Origin of the sequence: Paenibacillus sanguinis 2301083 = DSM 16941, from assembly GCF_000374825.1 — a bacterium.
Lineage (GTDB): Bacteria > Bacillota > Bacilli > Paenibacillales > Paenibacillaceae > Fontibacillus > Fontibacillus sanguinis.
On the sequence record NZ_KB895380.1, the window covers coordinates 63653 to 81864 of the forward strand.

At 49.8% G+C, this 18212-nt stretch carries 11 protein-coding genes; 1 reads left to right on the forward strand and 10 read right to left on the reverse strand.

From position 1 onward, the window contains the following. Nucleotides 1-370 precede the first annotated feature (370 nt). The 9 genes from C557_RS0109730 to xylA form a co-directional block, all read right to left on the reverse strand. On the reverse strand, nucleotides 371-3472 hold the full coding sequence (locus C557_RS0109730; protein WP_018751673.1) for an alpha-mannosidase: 3102 nt from the start codon (nucleotides 3470-3472) through the stop codon (nucleotides 371-373). 5 nt (nucleotides 3473-3477) lie between these two features. Then, nucleotides 3478-5778: a glycoside hydrolase family 3 N-terminal domain-containing protein gene (locus C557_RS0109735; protein ID WP_018751674.1), complete on the reverse strand. Its 2301-nt coding sequence runs from the start codon at nucleotides 5776-5778 to the stop codon at nucleotides 3478-3480. Nucleotides 5779-5811: 33 nt separating this feature from the next. Further along, on the reverse strand, nucleotides 5812-6729 hold the full coding sequence (locus C557_RS0109740; protein ID WP_018751675.1) for a carbohydrate ABC transporter permease: 918 nt from the start codon (nucleotides 6727-6729) through the stop codon (nucleotides 5812-5814). Between the two features lie 23 nt (nucleotides 6730-6752). After that, nucleotides 6753-7682: an ABC transporter permease gene (locus tag C557_RS0109745; protein ID WP_018751676.1), complete on the reverse strand. Its 930-nt coding sequence runs from the start codon at nucleotides 7680-7682 to the stop codon at nucleotides 6753-6755. Between the two features lie 84 nt (nucleotides 7683-7766). After that, the gene (locus tag C557_RS0109750; RefSeq protein ID WP_018751677.1) at nucleotides 7767-9257 is read right to left on the reverse strand and encodes an ABC transporter substrate-binding protein; all 1491 of its coding nucleotides are present in this window, start codon (nucleotides 9255-9257) and stop codon (nucleotides 7767-7769) included. 145 nt (nucleotides 9258-9402) lie between these two features. Then, entirely contained in the window at nucleotides 9403-10917 is a 1515-nt protein-coding gene (locus C557_RS0109755; RefSeq protein ID WP_018751678.1) for a response regulator transcription factor, read from the reverse strand. After that, nucleotides 10910-12730, reverse strand: coding sequence for a sensor histidine kinase (locus C557_RS0109760; RefSeq protein WP_018751679.1), 1821 nt, complete (start codon nucleotides 12728-12730; stop codon nucleotides 10910-10912). The genes C557_RS0109755 and C557_RS0109760 overlap by 8 nt, the downstream gene beginning before the upstream one ends. Nucleotides 12731-12925: 195 nt before the next feature. Beyond that, nucleotides 12926-14422 (reverse strand): xylulokinase, encoded by a 1497-nt coding sequence (gene xylB / locus C557_RS0109765; protein ID WP_018751680.1) that lies wholly within the window; start codon nucleotides 14420-14422, stop codon nucleotides 12926-12928. Between the two features lie 126 nt (nucleotides 14423-14548). Then, a complete protein-coding gene (gene xylA / locus C557_RS0109770) occupies nucleotides 14549-15865 on the reverse strand; it encodes a xylose isomerase (RefSeq protein WP_018751681.1) in 1317 nt (438 codons plus the stop codon). 233 nt (nucleotides 15866-16098) lie between these two features. Here xylA and C557_RS23285 point away from each other — a divergent pair, with 233 nt between their 5' ends. Beyond that, entirely contained in the window at nucleotides 16099-17286 is a 1188-nt protein-coding gene (locus C557_RS23285) for an ROK family transcriptional regulator (RefSeq protein ID WP_018751682.1), read from the forward strand. A gap of 46 nt (nucleotides 17287-17332) precedes the next feature. Here C557_RS23285 and C557_RS0109780 read toward each other — a convergent pair whose 3' ends face one another. Continuing rightward, nucleotides 17333-18139 carry a formate/nitrite transporter family protein gene (locus tag C557_RS0109780; RefSeq protein ID WP_018751683.1) on the reverse strand — a complete coding sequence of 269 codons (807 nt, stop codon included), beginning with the start codon at nucleotides 18137-18139 and terminating at the stop codon, nucleotides 17333-17335. Nucleotides 18140-18212 lie beyond the last annotated feature (73 nt).

Here is an 18212-nt window from a genome sequence, read left to right on the forward strand (position 1 = left end):
GCTTCCACTCGCTGTTAAACCCGGATTTTTTGAAGCATTTGAACCTGACAAGGTAAAAATCCGGGTTTAAAGGCGACCGCTTCGCTGCTCCAGCTCCATATCGGCTCTCCGGCAACGGTTCACCACAATTCTAAAAGTGTATGTTCAAAAAGTCGGGTTTTCAGGACCAAAGCATATGTGAATTCAAGATTCGATGTCGAATCCACTCCCTGAACAGCTTCGTCTTGGCAAGACGACTTTTTGAACAACCTCTTAAAGTTCGCAAGAATGTCTCCCGTTATCTGCTGCACATATTAACGGAAGACATTTTTTGCAGGTCAGACTTTGCTCTCTGAGGACCGGATGATCACAGCCCCCATGCAAGTCGCGATTACTTAATCTTCAAGGTCTTGATCTCATATGGAGCAAAATCCAGGATGATCGGGCCGCCGTCAACGTTCACAGGCTCAAGCTCCTGCTCAAGCGCATTGGACAATAACGCGGACTGAAATGGCAAGCTCCAGGTAAGCTCCACGCGCTCGCGGCCACCGGTCGACTCGTATAAACGCAGAACTACACCATCGCCATCCTCGGCTGGCTTGATCGTGTCCAGCACGACATGCTGGCTGGCAAAGCCCAGCAACGCATGTACCGCAGGCAACGAGCCTTCATGGGCGTCAGCCGCGAGGATCGCCGCTCCGTGGTTCAGTTCTGCCGCTGCGCGTACCGTATGTGCCGCTTGCCAATTGCCCTCGTGCGGGAACAGCGAATACGTAAATTCGTGTTCGCCCAGGTCAGCCGTCATGTCCGGCCATGTTGGCGCCCGCAGCAGGGATAGACGAATTGTGCTGCCTTGCACATCGTAGCCGTACTTGCAGTCATTCAGCACGCTGACACCATAGCCGCGCTCGGAGACATCAGCGAACCGATGTCCACACACCTCGTATTGGGCCTGCTCCCAGCTTGTATTGCGATGCGTGGGACGTTCCAGAGCACCAAACGGAATTTCATAAGTAGCCTTGTCGGTAACCACGTCGATCGGAAAGCCAACCTTCAGCAGCTTGTGATTTTCGTTCCAGTTCACCTTCGTTTGAAAATCAATACGACGATTATGATGATACAGGATCAGGTCTTGCTCGATCTCTGATTGCCCTACGCTCCAGCGGAACCGCAGCACATCCTTAATCGCACCCCTTGCCACAATGCGGCTCTCCAGCAGCTTCGCTTCTCCAGCCGGTTGCTGCTCGTAACGTTGATCAATGTCCCAGGCGTCCCACAATGTCGGACGATCATGGAAGAAGTGGAAGCGGTTCGCTGCCTCATCCGCTTTGATGATTTCACGGCTTGCCTGCTTGTCCCACAGGCTGACAATCTCCCCGCGTTCGTTGAAGGACAGACGGTAGAACACGGTATCCCATTCATCAGGAATTCCTTGACCCGCCTCATTTGCAGCAGTCGTCTCAGCAGTTGTCTCGCTCCGCAGCCAAATCGTTTTGTAACCAAAGGCCGGAACTTCCGGCACACGTACCCAAACTGCCGTCCCCTCCGTTCCCGGAAGCACATCCAACTCAAGCTTTGCTCCCTTGTCGTCATAAGCCGCCAGGCCGCCAGTTACATCAACGCCGTGCAGCTCGGCGACCAGATCGCGAGACCAGCCGAGGCTGTTGAACATAATATAGGGTACGCCTTCGCCCTTGGTCGCGATCTGTCCGCTTAATGCTTCCAGACCGTGTTGAAGTCCGGCATGACCTTTTTCAAAGATATCCTCATATTCCTTCAAGGACGTCACATAGGATTCTGTAATCGCCGACCCCGGAATAATATCGTGGAACTGATTTAGAAGAATCAGCTTCCAGCCCTCTTGCAACGTGGCCTGAACCTCACGCTGACGATCTGCGGAGACGGACGGAGCTGACAATGCGCTCCAAATCTCTGCTTCGCGGTACAGGATCTCTGCCTTCCGGTTGCTGCGTTTATTGCGTCCGTGGGTGGTATATGTCCCCCGGTGCAGCTCGAGATACAAATCGCCATGCCATGCCGGCAGCTTCGGCTGAGCCGCTTCAATACCAGCGAAGAAATCGGCCGCTGTGCTATAGGCGCTTGACGGCTGACCTACCATCAATTCAGCGCGATTAATGTACTCCAGCATCTCCCGGGTAACACCGCCTCCGCCATCGCCATGACCGTACAGCAGCATTTGTTCAGGATGAACAGCCTTCTCCCGATAGGACTGCCAGTGATCATGAACATCCTTCGGCAGCGTATTTTCGTTCACACCATGATTCAGATAGGACAGCATTGGCGTTCCGTCAATGCCAACCCAATGAAACAGGTCGTATGGAAATAAGTTGGTGTCGTTCCAGCCGAGCTTTGTCGTCATGAAGTAGCGAATGCCACCATGCTTGAGAATTTGCGGCAGAGAAGCGCAATAACCAAACGTATCGGGCAGCCACTCAATCTCCGAGGTTTGTCCGAATTCTTCCTGATAGAAACGTTGACCGTACAGCATTTGCCGCATCAGCGACTCGCCGCTTGGCAGGTTAAGGTCCGGTTCGACCCACATCCCGCCGACCAGCTCCCAACGGCCTTCCTTAATCCGTTCTTTCACTCGTTCATATAATTCAGGATCATTATCCTTCAAATAAGCAAATAATTGCGGTTGGCTTTGAGCATAACGGTATTCCGGGTATTCACGCATCAACGCGTCCACTGTAGAGAAGGTCCGACTTGCTTTACGCACCGTCTCGCGAGTGGGCCACAACCAGGCAATATCAATGTGGGACTGGCCCACCATATGAATAAGTCCTTCGGCATTGCCGCCGACTTCTTTGATCCTATGAATTAAAGCTTGCTCAATGTCAGCAATAGCACTGCCTTCTCGAACAGCCTGCTGATCTAACCTCATAAACGCATCCATCGCGCTATATATAGCTTCAATTAACCGGGTACGCCGAAGATCCTGTTCTGGCAACAGTACCGCGGAATCTCGAATAATCGTTACGGCATACATCAGGCTTTGCACGGGCTGATTCACCAAGACCAGTTGACTCTGGATATGGGTGATCGGAGGCTGAATATTTGCCTGATGGTTAAGCGGGTCCACCGGTTCCGGCACAGGATCAAACAGTTCTATTTCCAAATCAAGCGACCGGGCGCCATCAACTGCAGGCAAGGTCACAAAGCTGTGATTGCGATCCAGGCCCTGAGCCGACTTGCCGTTAATCCGCAATAACCCTTCCCCGATAGAAGCAAATATTAGCCCTGTCTGGCCGTGCCAGCTTGCGGGTATCTCCAGCTTCTTCCGAAAGAAATAAGTCGTGCCTTGCGTACTTGGAAAGCGCTCGAAGCTCTGGCCCTCCGGGTATGAAGTCTCTTCTGTGTAATTTCCAGGAACCACATAGACTGAGGTCGTAATGTCCCAATCCCGCAGCGCAGCCACTTCAAGCCACTGCGCCTCCGACAATTCCCGAATAAAACGTTTGATCCGTTCCATTTGTATTAGCCCTCCCTCACAAAGAAGTTGGCACTCAGTGTATCATTCACGTTCTTGCCGACGTGAACTCGGAATTCTCCCGGTTCCACCACTGGTTTGAAATCCCGGCCAATATACTGCAATTGCTCTGGACCTACGTTGAATTCAACAAGCTGCGATTGCCCCGGCTCCAGAAATATTTTTCGGAAGCTCTTCAATTCTTTCGCTGGTCTTGTCACCGTACTAGCGACGTCAGTCAGGTATAACTGTACCACCTCAGCGCCTGCCCGGTTGCCGATATTCGTGACTTCTACCGTGACCTTTGCTTCGCCGTTTCGCCCAATCATCTCAGGAGCCACTGCCAGCTTGGCATAACCAAATTCGGTATATCCAAGTCCAAAGCCAAACGGATATTGCGGCTGCGAATCAGCCTCCAAATACCGTTTTCCTCGTGAGCGCTTGCCGTTGTAGTACACCGGAAGCTGTCCGACATGCTTGGGAATGGAGATGGTCAGACGTCCGGACGGATTTGCATCGCCGAACAAAATATCGGCCACAGCATGCCCACCCTCTTGTCCCGGATACCAGGCTTCCAGAATCGCATCGGCATGTTCATCAATCCACGGTTCTGCAATAGGTCGCCCATTAATGTAGACAACGATTAGTGGCTTGCCCAGCTTGTGAACCTCCTGGATCAACTCCAATTGAACACCAGTTAGAGAGAGTGACATCCGGTCGATGCCTTCACCACAATCCATGTCGCTCTCCGAATTCCCTGTCACCTTCGAGGCACCGGTCTTCAAATCAATGCTGCCTTCACCAAAGTCTCGGGCGCTTGAGCCGCCAACGACCATAACGATCGTATCGGCTTGTTCTGCACATGACAAGGCCAGATTGAAGCCTTCTCGCGAATCTCCTTTGATGCGGCAACCCGGGGCATATAATACTTGCTCCGGTGTGTTCGCCAGCTTGCTGCGAATACCGCCAAGCACCGTCGTAACCTTGGATTTCGGCTGTGGCGATGTATAATCGCCAAGCTGATTATAGCCTGCATCCGCATTGGGTCCGATGACGGCTATTTTACCCACCTTCGGGGAAAGCGGCAATATGTCATTTTTATTCTTCAGTAAGACAATGCCTTCTGTCGCCAGCTTCCGCGCCAGAGCAACATGCTCTTCGCTGGCAATCACTTGCTCGGCCCGATCCGGATCAGCGTACGGAGATTCGAACAAGCCAAGGCGGAATTTCAGAGTTAACACACGAGCAACCGCGCGATTCAGCATCTCTTCCTCCAGCACCCCGGAGCGAACGGCATTCACCAGATGCTTGCCGAACATCTCACCGGACATTTCCATATCGATACCCGCTCGGATGGCTTGAACGGCGGCGTCCTGTCCATCAGCAGCTACGTCATGACCGGACGCCAGCATATCGATGGCTCCACAGTCCGTGATGACCATGCCGTCGAAGCCCCATTCGCCACGCAGAATATCGTCCAGCAATTCTTGATTCGTTGTGCAAGGTACACCGTCAATTTCATTGTAGGCCGGCATGATCGAAGCCGCACCGGCCTCTACCGCCTTGCGGAATGGCAGCATATCGACTTCCAGCAGCTCGCGCCGCCCCATATGCGCCGGACCGGCATTACGTCCACCTTCGGAACTGCCGTAGCCGACAAAATGCTTCAAGGTCGCAGCAACACTATCCTGTCCATCCAGGCGTTCGCCTTGCAGACCTTCCACCGAAGCCACCGCCATCTCACTGATGAGATGAGCATCCTCGCCGAAGCATTCCTCTGTCCGTCCCCAGCGAGGATCACGCACTACGTCGAGCACCGGAGAATAAGTCACTGCGCCGCCTTGACTACGCGTCTCGCGGGCTACGGCCCGACACATTTCGCGGTATAAATCCACGTTCCAGGTACTACCCAACGACAAAGGCACCGGATATACCGTGGCGCCAATCGCCATATGACCGTGGGAGCATTCCTCCCCGATCAGAATCGGAATGCCCAGCCGGGAATTTTCGATGGCATAGCGCTGAATCGCGTTCACCGCTTCGGCCCCCTGACGTGGCGACAAGCCGCTCTCGAGCGTCACGCCCGTCCACGGGTCGGCGCGAAGAACGCCATACAACGAACCAACCCCGCCATGCTCAACCTGTGACTTAAACGATTCCGTTAATTCAACTTTTCCATCTATATGTTCATAGGTCTGCCAGCCGAACGGCTGAACAAGCTGACCAGCCTTCTCTTCCAATGTCATCAGATCGAGCAGGTGTTTCACTCGCTCCGGAATGGGTTTCGTGCTGTCCTTGTAAAGCAACATCGATACTCGCTCCTTTTCTAACAACCTCTATAATTATTCTTTAACAGCGCCTACCGTAAGTCCCTGTACAAAATAACGTTGGAAGAACGGATAGGCAAAAATAATCGGCAAGGTCGCAAGCACAACCATCGCCATCCGGGACGTATCCTGTGGAATGGATTGCAGTGCTGTTAGACTAAGCGAGCTGTTTTGCGAGTTCTGCTGTATGAACGCGATACTCGATTCAATCCGCATCAGCATCGACTGCAGCGGCACCAAGCTTGGTTTATCAATATACAGCAAAGCGTTAAACCAATCGTTCCAGTAACCTAAAGTGCTGAACAATCCAATCGTAGCCAGACCAGGCAGAGATAACGGCAATACAATGCGCAAGAAAATGTAGAAATCGCCAGCTCCGTCGATGCGCGCTGATTCGATAACCGGTTCAGGCACACTGGTGCTATAGAATGTACGTAGAATCATGATGTAAAAGGCATTCATAGCCAGCGGCAAAATCAAAGCCCACACCGTGTCCTTCAATCCGAGCAATTGGGAAACGACCATATACGTCGGGATCATCCCGCCGTTGAACAACATCGTTACAATGGCAAAGATGGAGAAGAAGCGCCGGTAAGGGAAGCTCTTCCGCGATATGGCATAGGCGTACAAAGAAATCATTATCAAACTGAGAATCGTGCCGACCACCGTTACCAGAATAGTTACTCCATAAGAACGAAGCAGCGTATCCCCAGTCTCAAATACGAAACGGTACGCTTCCAGGCTCCACTTGGCCGGTATTAGCTGATATCCGTTTGTAGCTAATGTCTTCTCATCGGTTAACGAGATAATGACAACGAACAAAAACGGGAATACACACAAAAAGGAGAATATGCCCGCAATTAAATGCAAAATGAAATTCCACCCACGGGAAACCTGATGGAAGTCCCGCTGTTTCTTAATTACCTTCGCCATAGCTTGACACTCCTCTCGCTGTTTTAGAATAAGGCACTGTCTTTATCGATTTTGCGCACAACAAAGTTGGAAATCATAACGAGAGCAAAACCTACTACCGATTGATAAAGACCGGCTGCCGTACTCATGCCGATTTCCCCGGTCGTCTTCAAACCGCGGTATACGTAAGTGTCAATGACGTTAGTAACCGAATAGAGCGTACCCGAATCCCGTGGAACTTGATAGAACAGACCAAAGTCTGCGTAAAAGATTTTGCCGACGGCCAGCAATGTCATAATGATAATGATCGGGGACAGCATCGGGATTGTGATACTCTTGATTTGCTGCCACTTGCTGGCACCATCAATCATGGCTGCTTCATATAAGGATTTATCAATCCCCATAATGGAGGCCAGGTACACTACGCTGTTATAACCGATCGACTTCCACAAGCTGACGAGTATCAGAATGTATGGCCAATATTTCGGCTCAGAATACCACTGAATGGGATCCACACCAAACCAGCCCAAAATCTGATTAAGCATCCCACGGTCCATGCTCAGGAAGCTGAATGCAAAGTATCCGACAATAACCCATGACAAGAAATAAGGAAGGAACATACCGGTTTGGTATACCTTTGCCAATTTTTTGCCAACCAGTTCAGACAACAATATGGCCATAGCCACAGAAAGAACCAGACCGATGAAGATAAAGGCCAGGTTATATAACAATGTGTTCCGTGTAATGAGGTAGGCATCGTCGGTGCTGAACAGGAATTTGAAGTTGTCCCAGCCCACCCACTCACTCTTGAAGATACTGGCCCAGAAGCCCTCTCTCGTAAAGCGATACTGTTTAAAGGCAACAATCGTACCCACAAGCGGCATATACGAGAAAAAGAAAAACCATAGCGCACCGGGCAATACCATAAATAACATGACTTTGTTTTTAATCACGTTCTTGAAGAATGCGGTCACCTTATTCCCCTCCTATCAGTAAATAACGTAAAAAGATCGGGCGATACAGATCACCCGCCCGATCCTTGCGAATTTCTTTGATTATTACTTATTGTCAGCTCTCCAGGCATCGAGCTGAGCCTGGGCTTCGGCAATAACCTCATCAAGGCCAGCCTCTTTAAATTTCTCAATAGCTTTCGGAAGGTAAGATTCAGGATCAACAGTACCGGTCATCAGCGAGGACCAGAATTGTTCCTTGACGTTTTGAACCGCCGCCATTTGTGTAGCTACCTTCGTGCTGTCAAAGTTGAAGCTCAGGATTGGGGAGCTTACGCCTGCGGCGTTAAATTCCTTGAATTGCTCCCATTTGTCGTCCGGATCCGTCGGATTTAAATAGAGCAGCATGTTGTTGCCCAGGGAATAAGAAGGCATATCATAATTTTTCGATTCCGGCAGGTTTTCATAATGGGTGTCATCCAGCTTCTTGTAGTGAACCCCTTCGATACCGGAGTCAACCATGTTGCGCAATACCGGATCCGTGTTCAGCAGGTTCAGGAATTCCATCGCTTTTTCCGGATGCTCAGAGTTTGCGGAAATCGCCATAATCGAGCCTTGTACCGAAGTGTTCGTGATGATGGCATCACTTGCCGGTGTGGAGACAACCGGGTAGCCATAACTTGCGGACCAGAGATTGTCTGCGGACGGTTGAGTTTGCGCACGGTCCATGAACCATTGGCCGGAAGTCATCAAGTCGTTGGTAGAACCTGTAGTAGCTGCTTCAGGAGCTACATAACCCGCTTGATAATATTTACGCATCGTGGTCAAAGCTTCTTTCATTTCAGGTGTTTCCAAAATGTTGACGATTTTATAATCGGTTGTGTCCAGCTTTACAGCCAGTGGCAAATTCGTGATCACATAGTCGTAAGGAACATACGGGATATAGTTCTTGTCCATTGCGAACGCTGTAATCGTTGGTTCATTTTCTTTGATTGTTTTCAGCAATGGCTCGATGCTGTCCAAGCTGCGTACATTCGAGATATCCAGGTTGTATTTATCCAACAGACTTTTATTGAAACGCCATACTTCTTGCTGTGGCAATTCCTTATTAGCCGGAATACCGTAGTTATGTCCGTCCACTTTAGAGCCTTCCAGGAAGGCAGGGTCGATTGTGGCTTTCAGCTCTTTACCGTATTGCTCAAGCAGGTCGTCAAGTTCCAGGAATGCGCCTTTTCTTGCGTTCTGCACATAGTCAAAACCACCAGCAGCAGTAAAGAGGATATCCATCGGCTCACCGGAAGCTACGTTAACTTGCATCTTTTGCTGATAATCGCCCCAGTCAACCATTTTCATTGTAATTGTGGCATTGATTTTTTCCTTGGTGTATTTGCTAACCTCTTCCATGACCCGGTCTACGTCTTTTTGCGGAGTACCAATGGTGTACCAGATCAGGTTGACAGGTGCTTCGCCATTGCCGTTACCGGCTGCCGAAGAGTCGTTTGTTGCACTGTTTCCGTTACCGCCGCAAGCGCTAACAACTAACGCGAGTGCCATAAGGGAAACCAGCAACAAAGAAAAACGTCTTCTCTTTTTACTCATTGAAAATTTAACCTCCCTTTGATATTTACGTTGAGAACTATTTATACTGTAAGCGATGAAAGCATTTTCAAATAGAAGTGAAAACTAATAAATCATGTCTAAAGTAAAGAAAGCTCGGAGAAGACTTAACACGGATTTGACACGGTTAGACAAGTCCCTTGAATTCCGTCGGGGAAACCCCTACATATTTACGAAATTGCTTGTAAAAATAGCCCGGCTCCCAATACCCTACGTTTCGAGCAATTTCGTGAACCTTCAAATGTGTTGTTTTCAATTGCTCCTTCGCCTTCTCAATCCGGTAATGGTTAATGTATTCAGTGAACAGTTCGCCAACCTCTTTATGGAAAAGCTGACCAAGATATACAGGGTGAACATGATACTGTGCCCCCAGCGTCTTCAAGGACAAATCTTCGTTGTAGGAGGTATGAATCGTATTGAGCACCTGCTGAATTACCGGACTCTTCAAGTCACGTGTCAATGCCGTCATAGTATCCCCGGCAACCTTCTGCATCAATTCAATTAACTCCTCAAGCGATTCAGCGGTGCGAATTCGAGCCAGGCCCTCATTGAAGACATCCGGTTCTTCCGTATGACGAATCTCCTTCAACTGCATCTTGAAGCGGATTAACCATTCCATAACCACAAGCTGCACATGCTCAGGAGTTACTCCCTTCATCGCCGCTAATTGATGAAAATCCTCATCGATCGCTGCGTCCATTGCTTCCTTGTTTCTGGCCAGAAGCAGCTTGGGATATTTATCCCAGTCCATCGATAGACCGGGTCCAAGAGCCTGATCGGCAACACCAAGGTCCTTGAATCGAATCAGGTCGCGATCCTTAAAGATCAAGAAGTACTCCAAGGCCTTCTTCGCATGATTATAGCTGACAGATGCCTGGCTATCCGCCGCTTCGCTGCTCCCTACGGCAATACGCACAGGACGATAGGGCTCCAATTGCTGCTCCAGTTGCAGCAAGCCTTCCTCTGTACGGCTCACTTCTTCCGCAGTGTCGTCAAGGTTAAACACGATAGCCAGGTCTCCATCCATGTCATGGAAGACGACGACACGGGGTTGCTCGGCAAACAGCTGAGTTACCGCCTCGTAAGCCTCCTGATGGGAATGCTCAAGCCTTAGCAATGCAACTAGCACCTTGGGCAGGTCCAGAGTAATTCCCAGCAGCTCGGCACGTTCATGAAATTCAGCCGCTCCAATCTGCTGCCGCATCCAGCGGGTCATAACATGATCTCGCAGGATGCGAATGCTATGCTCATCAATTAAAACTTTAGACTCGTCCAGCTTCTCGATGACCGCTTGCAAGGTAGCGTTGAATTCCTCGAGATTAATGGGCTTAAGCAAATAATTTTCAATCCCCAGCGCCATGCCTTCCTTCAAATAAACGAAGTCATCATATCCGCTCAGGATAATAACCTTCAGGTCAGGTTGGATTTCTCTGGCCTGACGAATCAGGTCCAGACCGTTTAATCTCGGCATCGAAATATCTGTGATCAACAAATCCACAGGAACCTCCTTCAATGCCTCCAGGGCGGCAAGCCCATTCTCTGCCTGGCCCACAATCTCCATTCCCAGCTTGGCCCAATCGATAATGTCGTAGAGTCCCTCCAGAATAAATGGCTCATCATCTACCAAAAACACCTTATACATGGCTTGTCTCCTCCTTCCAAATTTCCGGAAAGCTGACTGCCACGGTTGTCCCTTGCCCGATCTCGCTTTGAACCTCCAAACCATATTCAGGTCCATAAAGCAATTTCAACCGTTCATGGATGCTGCGCATCCCGAATGAATCCGAACCCATTTCCGGATTCTGCAAGGTAGCCTTAATTTGCCCCAGCCTTTCCGATTCAATACCTTTTCCATTGTCCTTTACGATAGCTTGCAGCACACCCTCGCGAAGCCGATCCACTCTGATTTCAATCCGATTATCCGCAGATTCCAGCCGCATGCCATGCAGGATATAGTTCTCTATAATCGGCTGCAAAGACATTTTCATCACCAGGCTGTTCTCGATATCCTTATCGCAGGATATGACATACGCGAACTTGTCCTTGTAGCGGATACGGAAGAGCTCCAGGTAAAGTCGGCAAGCCTCCAGCTCATCCTTTAACGTATACCTCGCCTTCTGCTGAACATAGCTCTTGAATAACATGGAGAGGCTATAAATCATCTCCCCAACGTCGGCGGCTCCCTGTGATATGGCTCTCATGCGGATAACCTCCAGCGTATTATAGAGGAAATGCGGATTCACCCTTGCCTCCAGCGCGGCCTGCTCTGTTCTTCGCTGCTTGATTTCAGCCTTAAGCACGCGGTCGATATAAATATTCAATTCATCCAGCATGTCGTTAAAGCTTTTGGAGATTTGACCCAGCTCATCCTCACGGTAATCGGCGATTCTCGCCTTAAGGTCCCCGCTACGCACCTTTCGAGTGAACCGGATAATCCCGTACATCCGCTTGGCAAAATTACTGATAAACAGTGAGGGAATTAGCGTGGCAAAGAAAATACAAATAATACTGACGGTTACAATCGTATTTCCCAGACCTCGATAGGTCTTGGCCAAATCCTGCTGAGGCACAACACTCACCACCGTGAACCCGCCTTGATTTTGCGTCAGCTTGGTAATTGTCATGTTCTCATTCAGCATCCCGTCACTATAGAGCGTATTATTGATCTGCTCGGCATAAGGATATTTCTGACCATAATATTCGCCAGAGGAGTCGAACAACACTTGACCATCCTTCGACAGGACCAGGATCGTGCCCTTCAAATCCTCTTGATAGGGCGCAAGACTCTTCCATACGCCGTCCGTGTTGAAAAATACCATCAACTGCCCTATATTTCGCAGCCATAGCTTGTCATTAACCGGAATACGAATCGAGTACATCGGCTGATTATTTAATCCAACAGCCTGACGTACCCAGGTGTTTGCTTCTGCGACATCGGCGCTTTCCTGCTGATACATCACCTCGGGGATAAATGAACGGGCCGCATTTGTGGAGATGACTTTAAATTGAAAATTGTCATTGTAAACGAAGAGTTGCTGCTGCTCTGCGCTGTACAGCATCAAGCTGCGAATATCGGCATCCTCTTCAACCTGATTGCGGAAATAGGTGACCGGATCTGTAGTGGAACTATAGAATCGGTCTAACCGATATTTTACATAGTCCTGATAAGGGTACTGAAGGAAATAGGTGATGTTGTTCGCCAGCTCCTCATCTCTATACAGTCCGCGAACCATATCCTGTACAGCTTCGTATTTGTTGCCGATGTAGCTGCTTACACTTTCGATCGCTTGCTTCTGAATCCCCATTTGTCTCTCAACAGCCGACTCCGACATGAATTTGAACATTAAGTAGGAGAAGGTAATGATGGTTACAATCGTTATAATAGAAAAGAATAAAATAATCCGCATAAACAGGTTGTTTTTAAAATAGTTGCGGTAAATATTCCTGATGAACATAACTTCCCCTCCTATGCATGCCCCAATTATAGCATGCCTCGTAAGCATCCAGCAGACAAGCCGGAATGCGCTAATTCCACATAGGCAGAAGGTGTGGGCGTCGCATCCGCCTGCATCTTGCCGACCCAAAAAGTGCCTGTTCCCCCGGGGAACAGGCACTAAAATTAACGCGTGTGAGCCATAAGATGCAACAGACTACTCTCTAAATTCCTGCAATCCTTCATTTAATGAACGAGTCGCTGCATACACCTGCTGATACAGCTTGAACAGGCGGGTATATCTCTCGACATTGGCCGGAATCGGTTCATAGGTGGACGCGTAGCCAATAAAGGCATCTGCACACTCCTTCAGGCTGCTGAACCAGCCGCTGCCCACCGCTGCCATCATCGCCGCGCCCATGGCTGGGCCTTGCTCATTCTTTAATGCTACGACGGGCTTGCCGAAAATATCCGCCTGCATTTGCAGCCATGTCGGATTCTTCGCGCCACCGCCGATCGAAATGACACGTTCAACGGCGATCCCGGCCTGTGCGAACAGGTCAAAGGATTCTTGCAGGGAGAACGTGATACCCTCCATAACGGCGCGAGCCAGATGCTCACGGCGATGCGTTCCCGCTAAGCCGATAAAGCTGCCGCGAATTACGCTGTCAGCATGGGGAGTACGTTCCCCTACCAGGTAGGGAGTGAATAACAACCCCTCCGCTCCCGGAGCGATGTCCCCCACTGGCTCCAGCAACTCATCGAAGCTTAGCTCGGGAGCTAGCGACTCCTTGAACCAGCTTAGAGAATACCCGGCCGCCAAAGTAACACCCATCGCATAAAAAGCGCCTGGATGCGCATGGTTGAAGAAATGAACCTTGCCGCCAAAGTCTTTGTGTTTATCCTCTTCATACGTTAATACAACACCGGAGGTCCCTACGCTGCATAACGCGTCGCCCGGGCGAACAATCCCTGCGCCCACTGCACCACAGGCATTATCAGCTCCCCCGCCAAACACCTTGGTTCCGGCAGATAAGCCGGACAAGGCAGCAAATTCCGGCAGCAAGGCACCGGTATCCTCTATGCTGCCGACCAGCGGCGGACAGAAGTTAGCAGGCAACCGAAAGGCGGTGGCGATTTCTTCGCTCCACCGGCCCTCCGGCACGTTCAGCAGCAAGGTACCCGCTGCATCAGATATCTCCATCTGAACCTGACCGGTCATGCGGTAACGCAAGTAGTCCTTCGGCAAGACAAACCGCGCGGCCTTCGCGAACAGTTCTGGCTCATGCTCCTGCACCCAGAGAATCTTCGGCAATGTAAAGCCTTCCAAAGCCGCATTGCGGGTAATATCCAGCAGCTTGCCGCCCAGCGTGGCTTCAATATCACGGCATTGCTTGGTTGTCCGTGTATCATTCCAAAGGATGGCATTACGCAACACCTTGTTCTGCTCATCCAACAGTACCAGGCCATGCATCTGCCCGGAGAAGGATACGCCGACGATCTCATCGGCAGCTGCGCCACTCTCTTTCAATAATTGCTGCAAGCAAGCTATAGTGCCCTTAACCCATTCCTCCGGATCTTGCTCACTATATCCCGGACGCTCATGGATGAGCGGGTAAGCCGCAGTCGCTTCTCCGGCAATATCACCGTTTTGGTTGACTAGCAGGGTCTTGACCGAGCTGGTTCCCAGATCGATGCCAATTACATACTTCATCGCGATACTCTCCCTTCACATGTGCCCGCCAGGGCCTTAGACTACAAAAAGGGACGGCTGGCGTCCCCTTTTGGTTCATACATTAAAAAACTTATATAGTGAATCGTCTACTCTTGGCTTAAGCACTTATTTGGTGTTGAAGATATATTCGTTCAGGCGAGCCTTCACCAATTCAAGATGGTTGGATTTATTGACAATCTTGCTGTTTTGCAAAGCATAAGCTTCCAGCGTCTTGAAGTTGGCTTTGCCGGATACGATGTCCGCACCGATGCCCGTCTTGAAGCTGGCATAACGTTCTTCAAGCAGTTGTTCAAAGAATTTGTCTTCAACCAGCTTGCCAGCCACTTTAAGGCCTCTGGCGAAGGAATCCATACCTGCAATATGGGCATAGAACAAGTCTTCCGGCTCGAAGGAGCCACGTCTTACTTTGGCGTCAAAGTTCACACCGCCGGAGCCGATGCCGCCATTTTGCAGAATTTCGTACATAGCCAATGTTACAGCATACATATCTGTAGGGAATTCATCCGTGTCCCAGCCCAGCAATGGGTCGCCTTGGTTGGCATCGATCGAACCCAGCATATTGTTGATGCGAGCTACTTGCAATTCATGCTGGAAAGTATGTCCGGCCAAAGTAGCATGGTTGGCTTCAAGATTCAATTTGAAGTGGTCTTGCAGACCATATTTTTGCAAGAAGGAGATCGTAGTCGCTGCATCAAAATCATATTGATGTGTAGTTGGCTCTTTTGGTTTTGGCTCGATCAGGAATTGACCCGTGAAGCCGATTTCCTTGGCATAGTCGATAGCCATTTGGAAGAATCTAGCCAGGTTGTCAAGCTCAAAACCCATATTCGTGTTCAGCAAGGACTCATAACCTTCACGTCCGCCCCAGAATACATAGTTCTCCGCACCCAGTTCAACCGCAGTCTCCAGACCTTTCTTCACTTGTGCTGCTGCATAAGCATAGACATCGGCGTTGGAGGTAGTAGCCGCACCATGAACATAACGCGGATTGGAGAACATGTTGGCCGTATTCCACAGCAGCTTCACACCGCTGGCTTGCATGCCCTCTTTAATTTTGGCCACGATGACATCCAGATTTTCGTTTGATTCTTTCAAGGTTGCGCCTTCGGGAGCAACATCGACGTCATGGAAGCAGAAATAAGGAGCGCCAAGCTTCTCCAGGAATTCAAAGTTCACTTCAACACGAGCTTTGGCCAGATCAAGACCCGATACCGTTTCCCAAGGACGAACCATGTTGGCTTTACCAAACGGATCACTACCGTCCATCGTCAACGTATGCCAGTAAGCAACCGCAAAACGCAAATGCTCTTTCATGGATTTGCCGAGTACAACTTCATTCTCGTTATAATGTTTAAATGCCAGCGGATTGTTGGAACCTGCACCTTCATACTGAATTTTGCTGATGTTTTTAAAATAACTCACATTAAATCCTCCCAGCCTGATTTTAATTAAAGTAAGCCTTTACATTCTGTTGCTAACAAGTAGCATGCCTAGCAAATAATAGCCGCATGCTGTTTGCATTTTGATCTTAACACGTTATACTTAGTTTGTCTAGTAAACTAACTAAGTTATAAATTAATCATTTTACGACCTGTGTTATGATGGATAGGATAAAATTCCATGACTTCAGACATGGATGGAACGAGGAAGATGTTATGAAGAAGACCGGTGACCAGCAGCTTATTAAAAAAATGAATAAAACTATTGTCCTCGATACCATTCGGCAGCGGCATCCGTTATCACGAGCCGACATTTCTGCTGCGATCGGCCTGAACAAGGCAACCGTATCCTCTCTTGTATCCGAACTGATCGAAAGCCGTCTGGTTGCCGAGATCGGGCCAGGGGCCTCCAGCGGCGGGCGAAAGCCTACGCTGCTTCTGTTCGAGCGAAGCGCCGGATACGCAATAGGCATCGACATCAGGGTCAATGACCTGCTAGCTGTACTTGTAGACCTGGAGGGAAATGTCCTGCAGGAGCAAACAACAACGCTAAGCGATTTTACACCTGGCACGGTACTGAATCATCTACGCCAAGCCATTCTACAGCTTAGTCAGTCGCTTCCCGACTCCCCCTATGGCATCGTAGGCATTGGCATTGGTGTGCCTGGACTGGTAGATGAGAAGAACCAGGTAATTTCCGCACCGAACCTGGGCTGGAATCAAATCGACCTGCTTGAAGCCTTAGCCCCGGAATTCGGTGCCAATATCCATGTTGATAATGAGGCAAACGCCGGAGCTATTGGAGAGAAGCTGTACGGAGCCGGACGAGAGGCCCAAAATCTGATCTATCTAAGTATCGGCATCGGGATCGGCTCCGGCATTATTGTGAATGGAGCTTTATACCGCGGTACGTCGAACTTCTCAGGAGAGGTCGGACATATGACCGTAGCCGAGAATGGGCCACTCTGCCGTTGTGGCAACCGTGGGTGCTGGGAGACATTAGCCTCCGAAAAGGCAATGCTGGACCGAGCCGCCACGCTGTGGAGCGATTCACTTCCCGGGTTGGAGGAGATTATCGCCCTTGCCCGCAAGGGTGATCCTGAGGCTATCAACTTAATGAACGATACCGGCAATCAGTTGGGTGTGGGACTTGCTAACCTGGTCAATATACTGAATCCCGAGCTGATCGTCATTGGCAATCGCTTGTCTCTGGCAGGCGAACTATTGCAGGACGAGATGCTTCGCACCATTGAAGAACGCAGCTTATCCTATCATCGCAAGAAAACGACAGTCGCCTTCGCCGAATTGGGAACCCGCTCTACAGCCCTTGGCGCAGCCTCCATGCCAATCACGATGTTCCTTAGCGACCCCGACGTTCTGCCAGCTTCTAAAATTGGCTCATAACAAGCAACCCCCTCCGGAACAAAAGTCCCGCGGGGGGTTTATGTCATCATTTCTTTAGTTGGTCCAATGGGTCCTGAGTGTCGAGATAAGGTTTATTGACGAAATAATACATGACACCCATTAGCAGAACCCCGCCCACCAAATTGCCGAAGGTCACTGGAACAAGGTTATGCACCACCCCACCAAAAGATATCGTCCCGGGATGGTTCAATACCAGGGCGATCGCAAACGTACACATGTTGGCAATGCTATGCTCATACCCAGAGATGAAGAAGCAGAAGACGAACAGCATCATGGCGAACATTTTAGCCCCATCCCCCTTCAGAGACATCGGAATGAAGAAAGCCAGACACACCAGCCAATTACAGAGAATCGCCCGAAAAAACAGCTCCGAGGCCGGGGTTGTCATCTTGTGCTCCACCACATTCAGGAGAAAACCATTCACCGCCCCATCAGCGAACAAGCCGGTAGAATAGATCAAAAGGGCAAATGCTCCGGCACCGAGCAGGTTGCCAACATAGCTGAACACCCATAGCTTGCTGACATCCTGCCACTTCAATCGCTTACGCAAGGCTGCGTATGTATAATAGAATGTGTTTCCCGTGAAAAGATCTCCCCCTCCGTAAGCAATCAAAATAATAGCGGCGCCGAAGGTTAATGCAGCCATCGGATAGGTTAGCGGGGAATTCTCCAGGTAGAAGTAGTTCCCCGTCTTGAACGCAACGATAACTCCAAACCCAATGAACATACTGGCCAACATCGCTCTGGCAATATAACGAAGATGGCTTTGCTTAAAAATTTTGTATTTCTTGAGTGCCAATTCCTCAACCTTTAGCAACGATTCTGTTTCCATAGCGCCTCCTCAGCTTGCTGTTCTGCATTCCTGTTAGCATATCCTGTGTCATGACCAGACATCCTTGATAAAG

Excerpts from the sequence above, each read along its gene's own strand:
- C557_RS0109730 (WP_018751673.1), bottom strand. The coding sequence starts at position 3,472 with ATGGAACGGATCAAACGTTTTATTCGGGAATTGTCGGAGGCGCAGTGG.
- C557_RS0109735 (WP_018751674.1), bottom strand. The coding sequence starts at position 5,778 with ATGTTGCTTTACAAGGACAGCACGAAACCCATTCCGGAGCGAGTGAAA.
- C557_RS0109740 (WP_018751675.1), bottom strand. The coding sequence starts at position 6,729 with ATGGCGAAGGTAATTAAGAAACAGCGGGACTTCCATCAGGTTTCCCGT.
- C557_RS0109750 (WP_018751677.1), bottom strand. The coding sequence starts at position 9,257 with ATGAGTAAAAAGAGAAGACGTTTTTCTTTGTTGCTGGTTTCCCTTATG.
- C557_RS0109755 (WP_018751678.1), bottom strand. The coding sequence starts at position 10,917 with ATGTATAAGGTGTTTTTGGTAGATGATGAGCCATTTATTCTGGAGGGA.
- C557_RS0109760 (WP_018751679.1), bottom strand. The coding sequence starts at position 12,730 with ATGTTCATCAGGAATATTTACCGCAACTATTTTAAAAACAACCTGTTT.
- xylB (WP_018751680.1), bottom strand. The coding sequence starts at position 14,422 with ATGAAGTATGTAATTGGCATCGATCTGGGAACCAGCTCGGTCAAGACC.
- C557_RS23285 (WP_018751682.1), top strand. The coding sequence starts at position 16,099 with ATGAAGAAGACCGGTGACCAGCAGCTTATTAAAAAAATGAATAAAACT.
- C557_RS0109780 (WP_018751683.1), bottom strand. The coding sequence starts at position 18,139 with ATGGAAACAGAATCGTTGCTAAAGGTTGAGGAATTGGCACTCAAGAAA.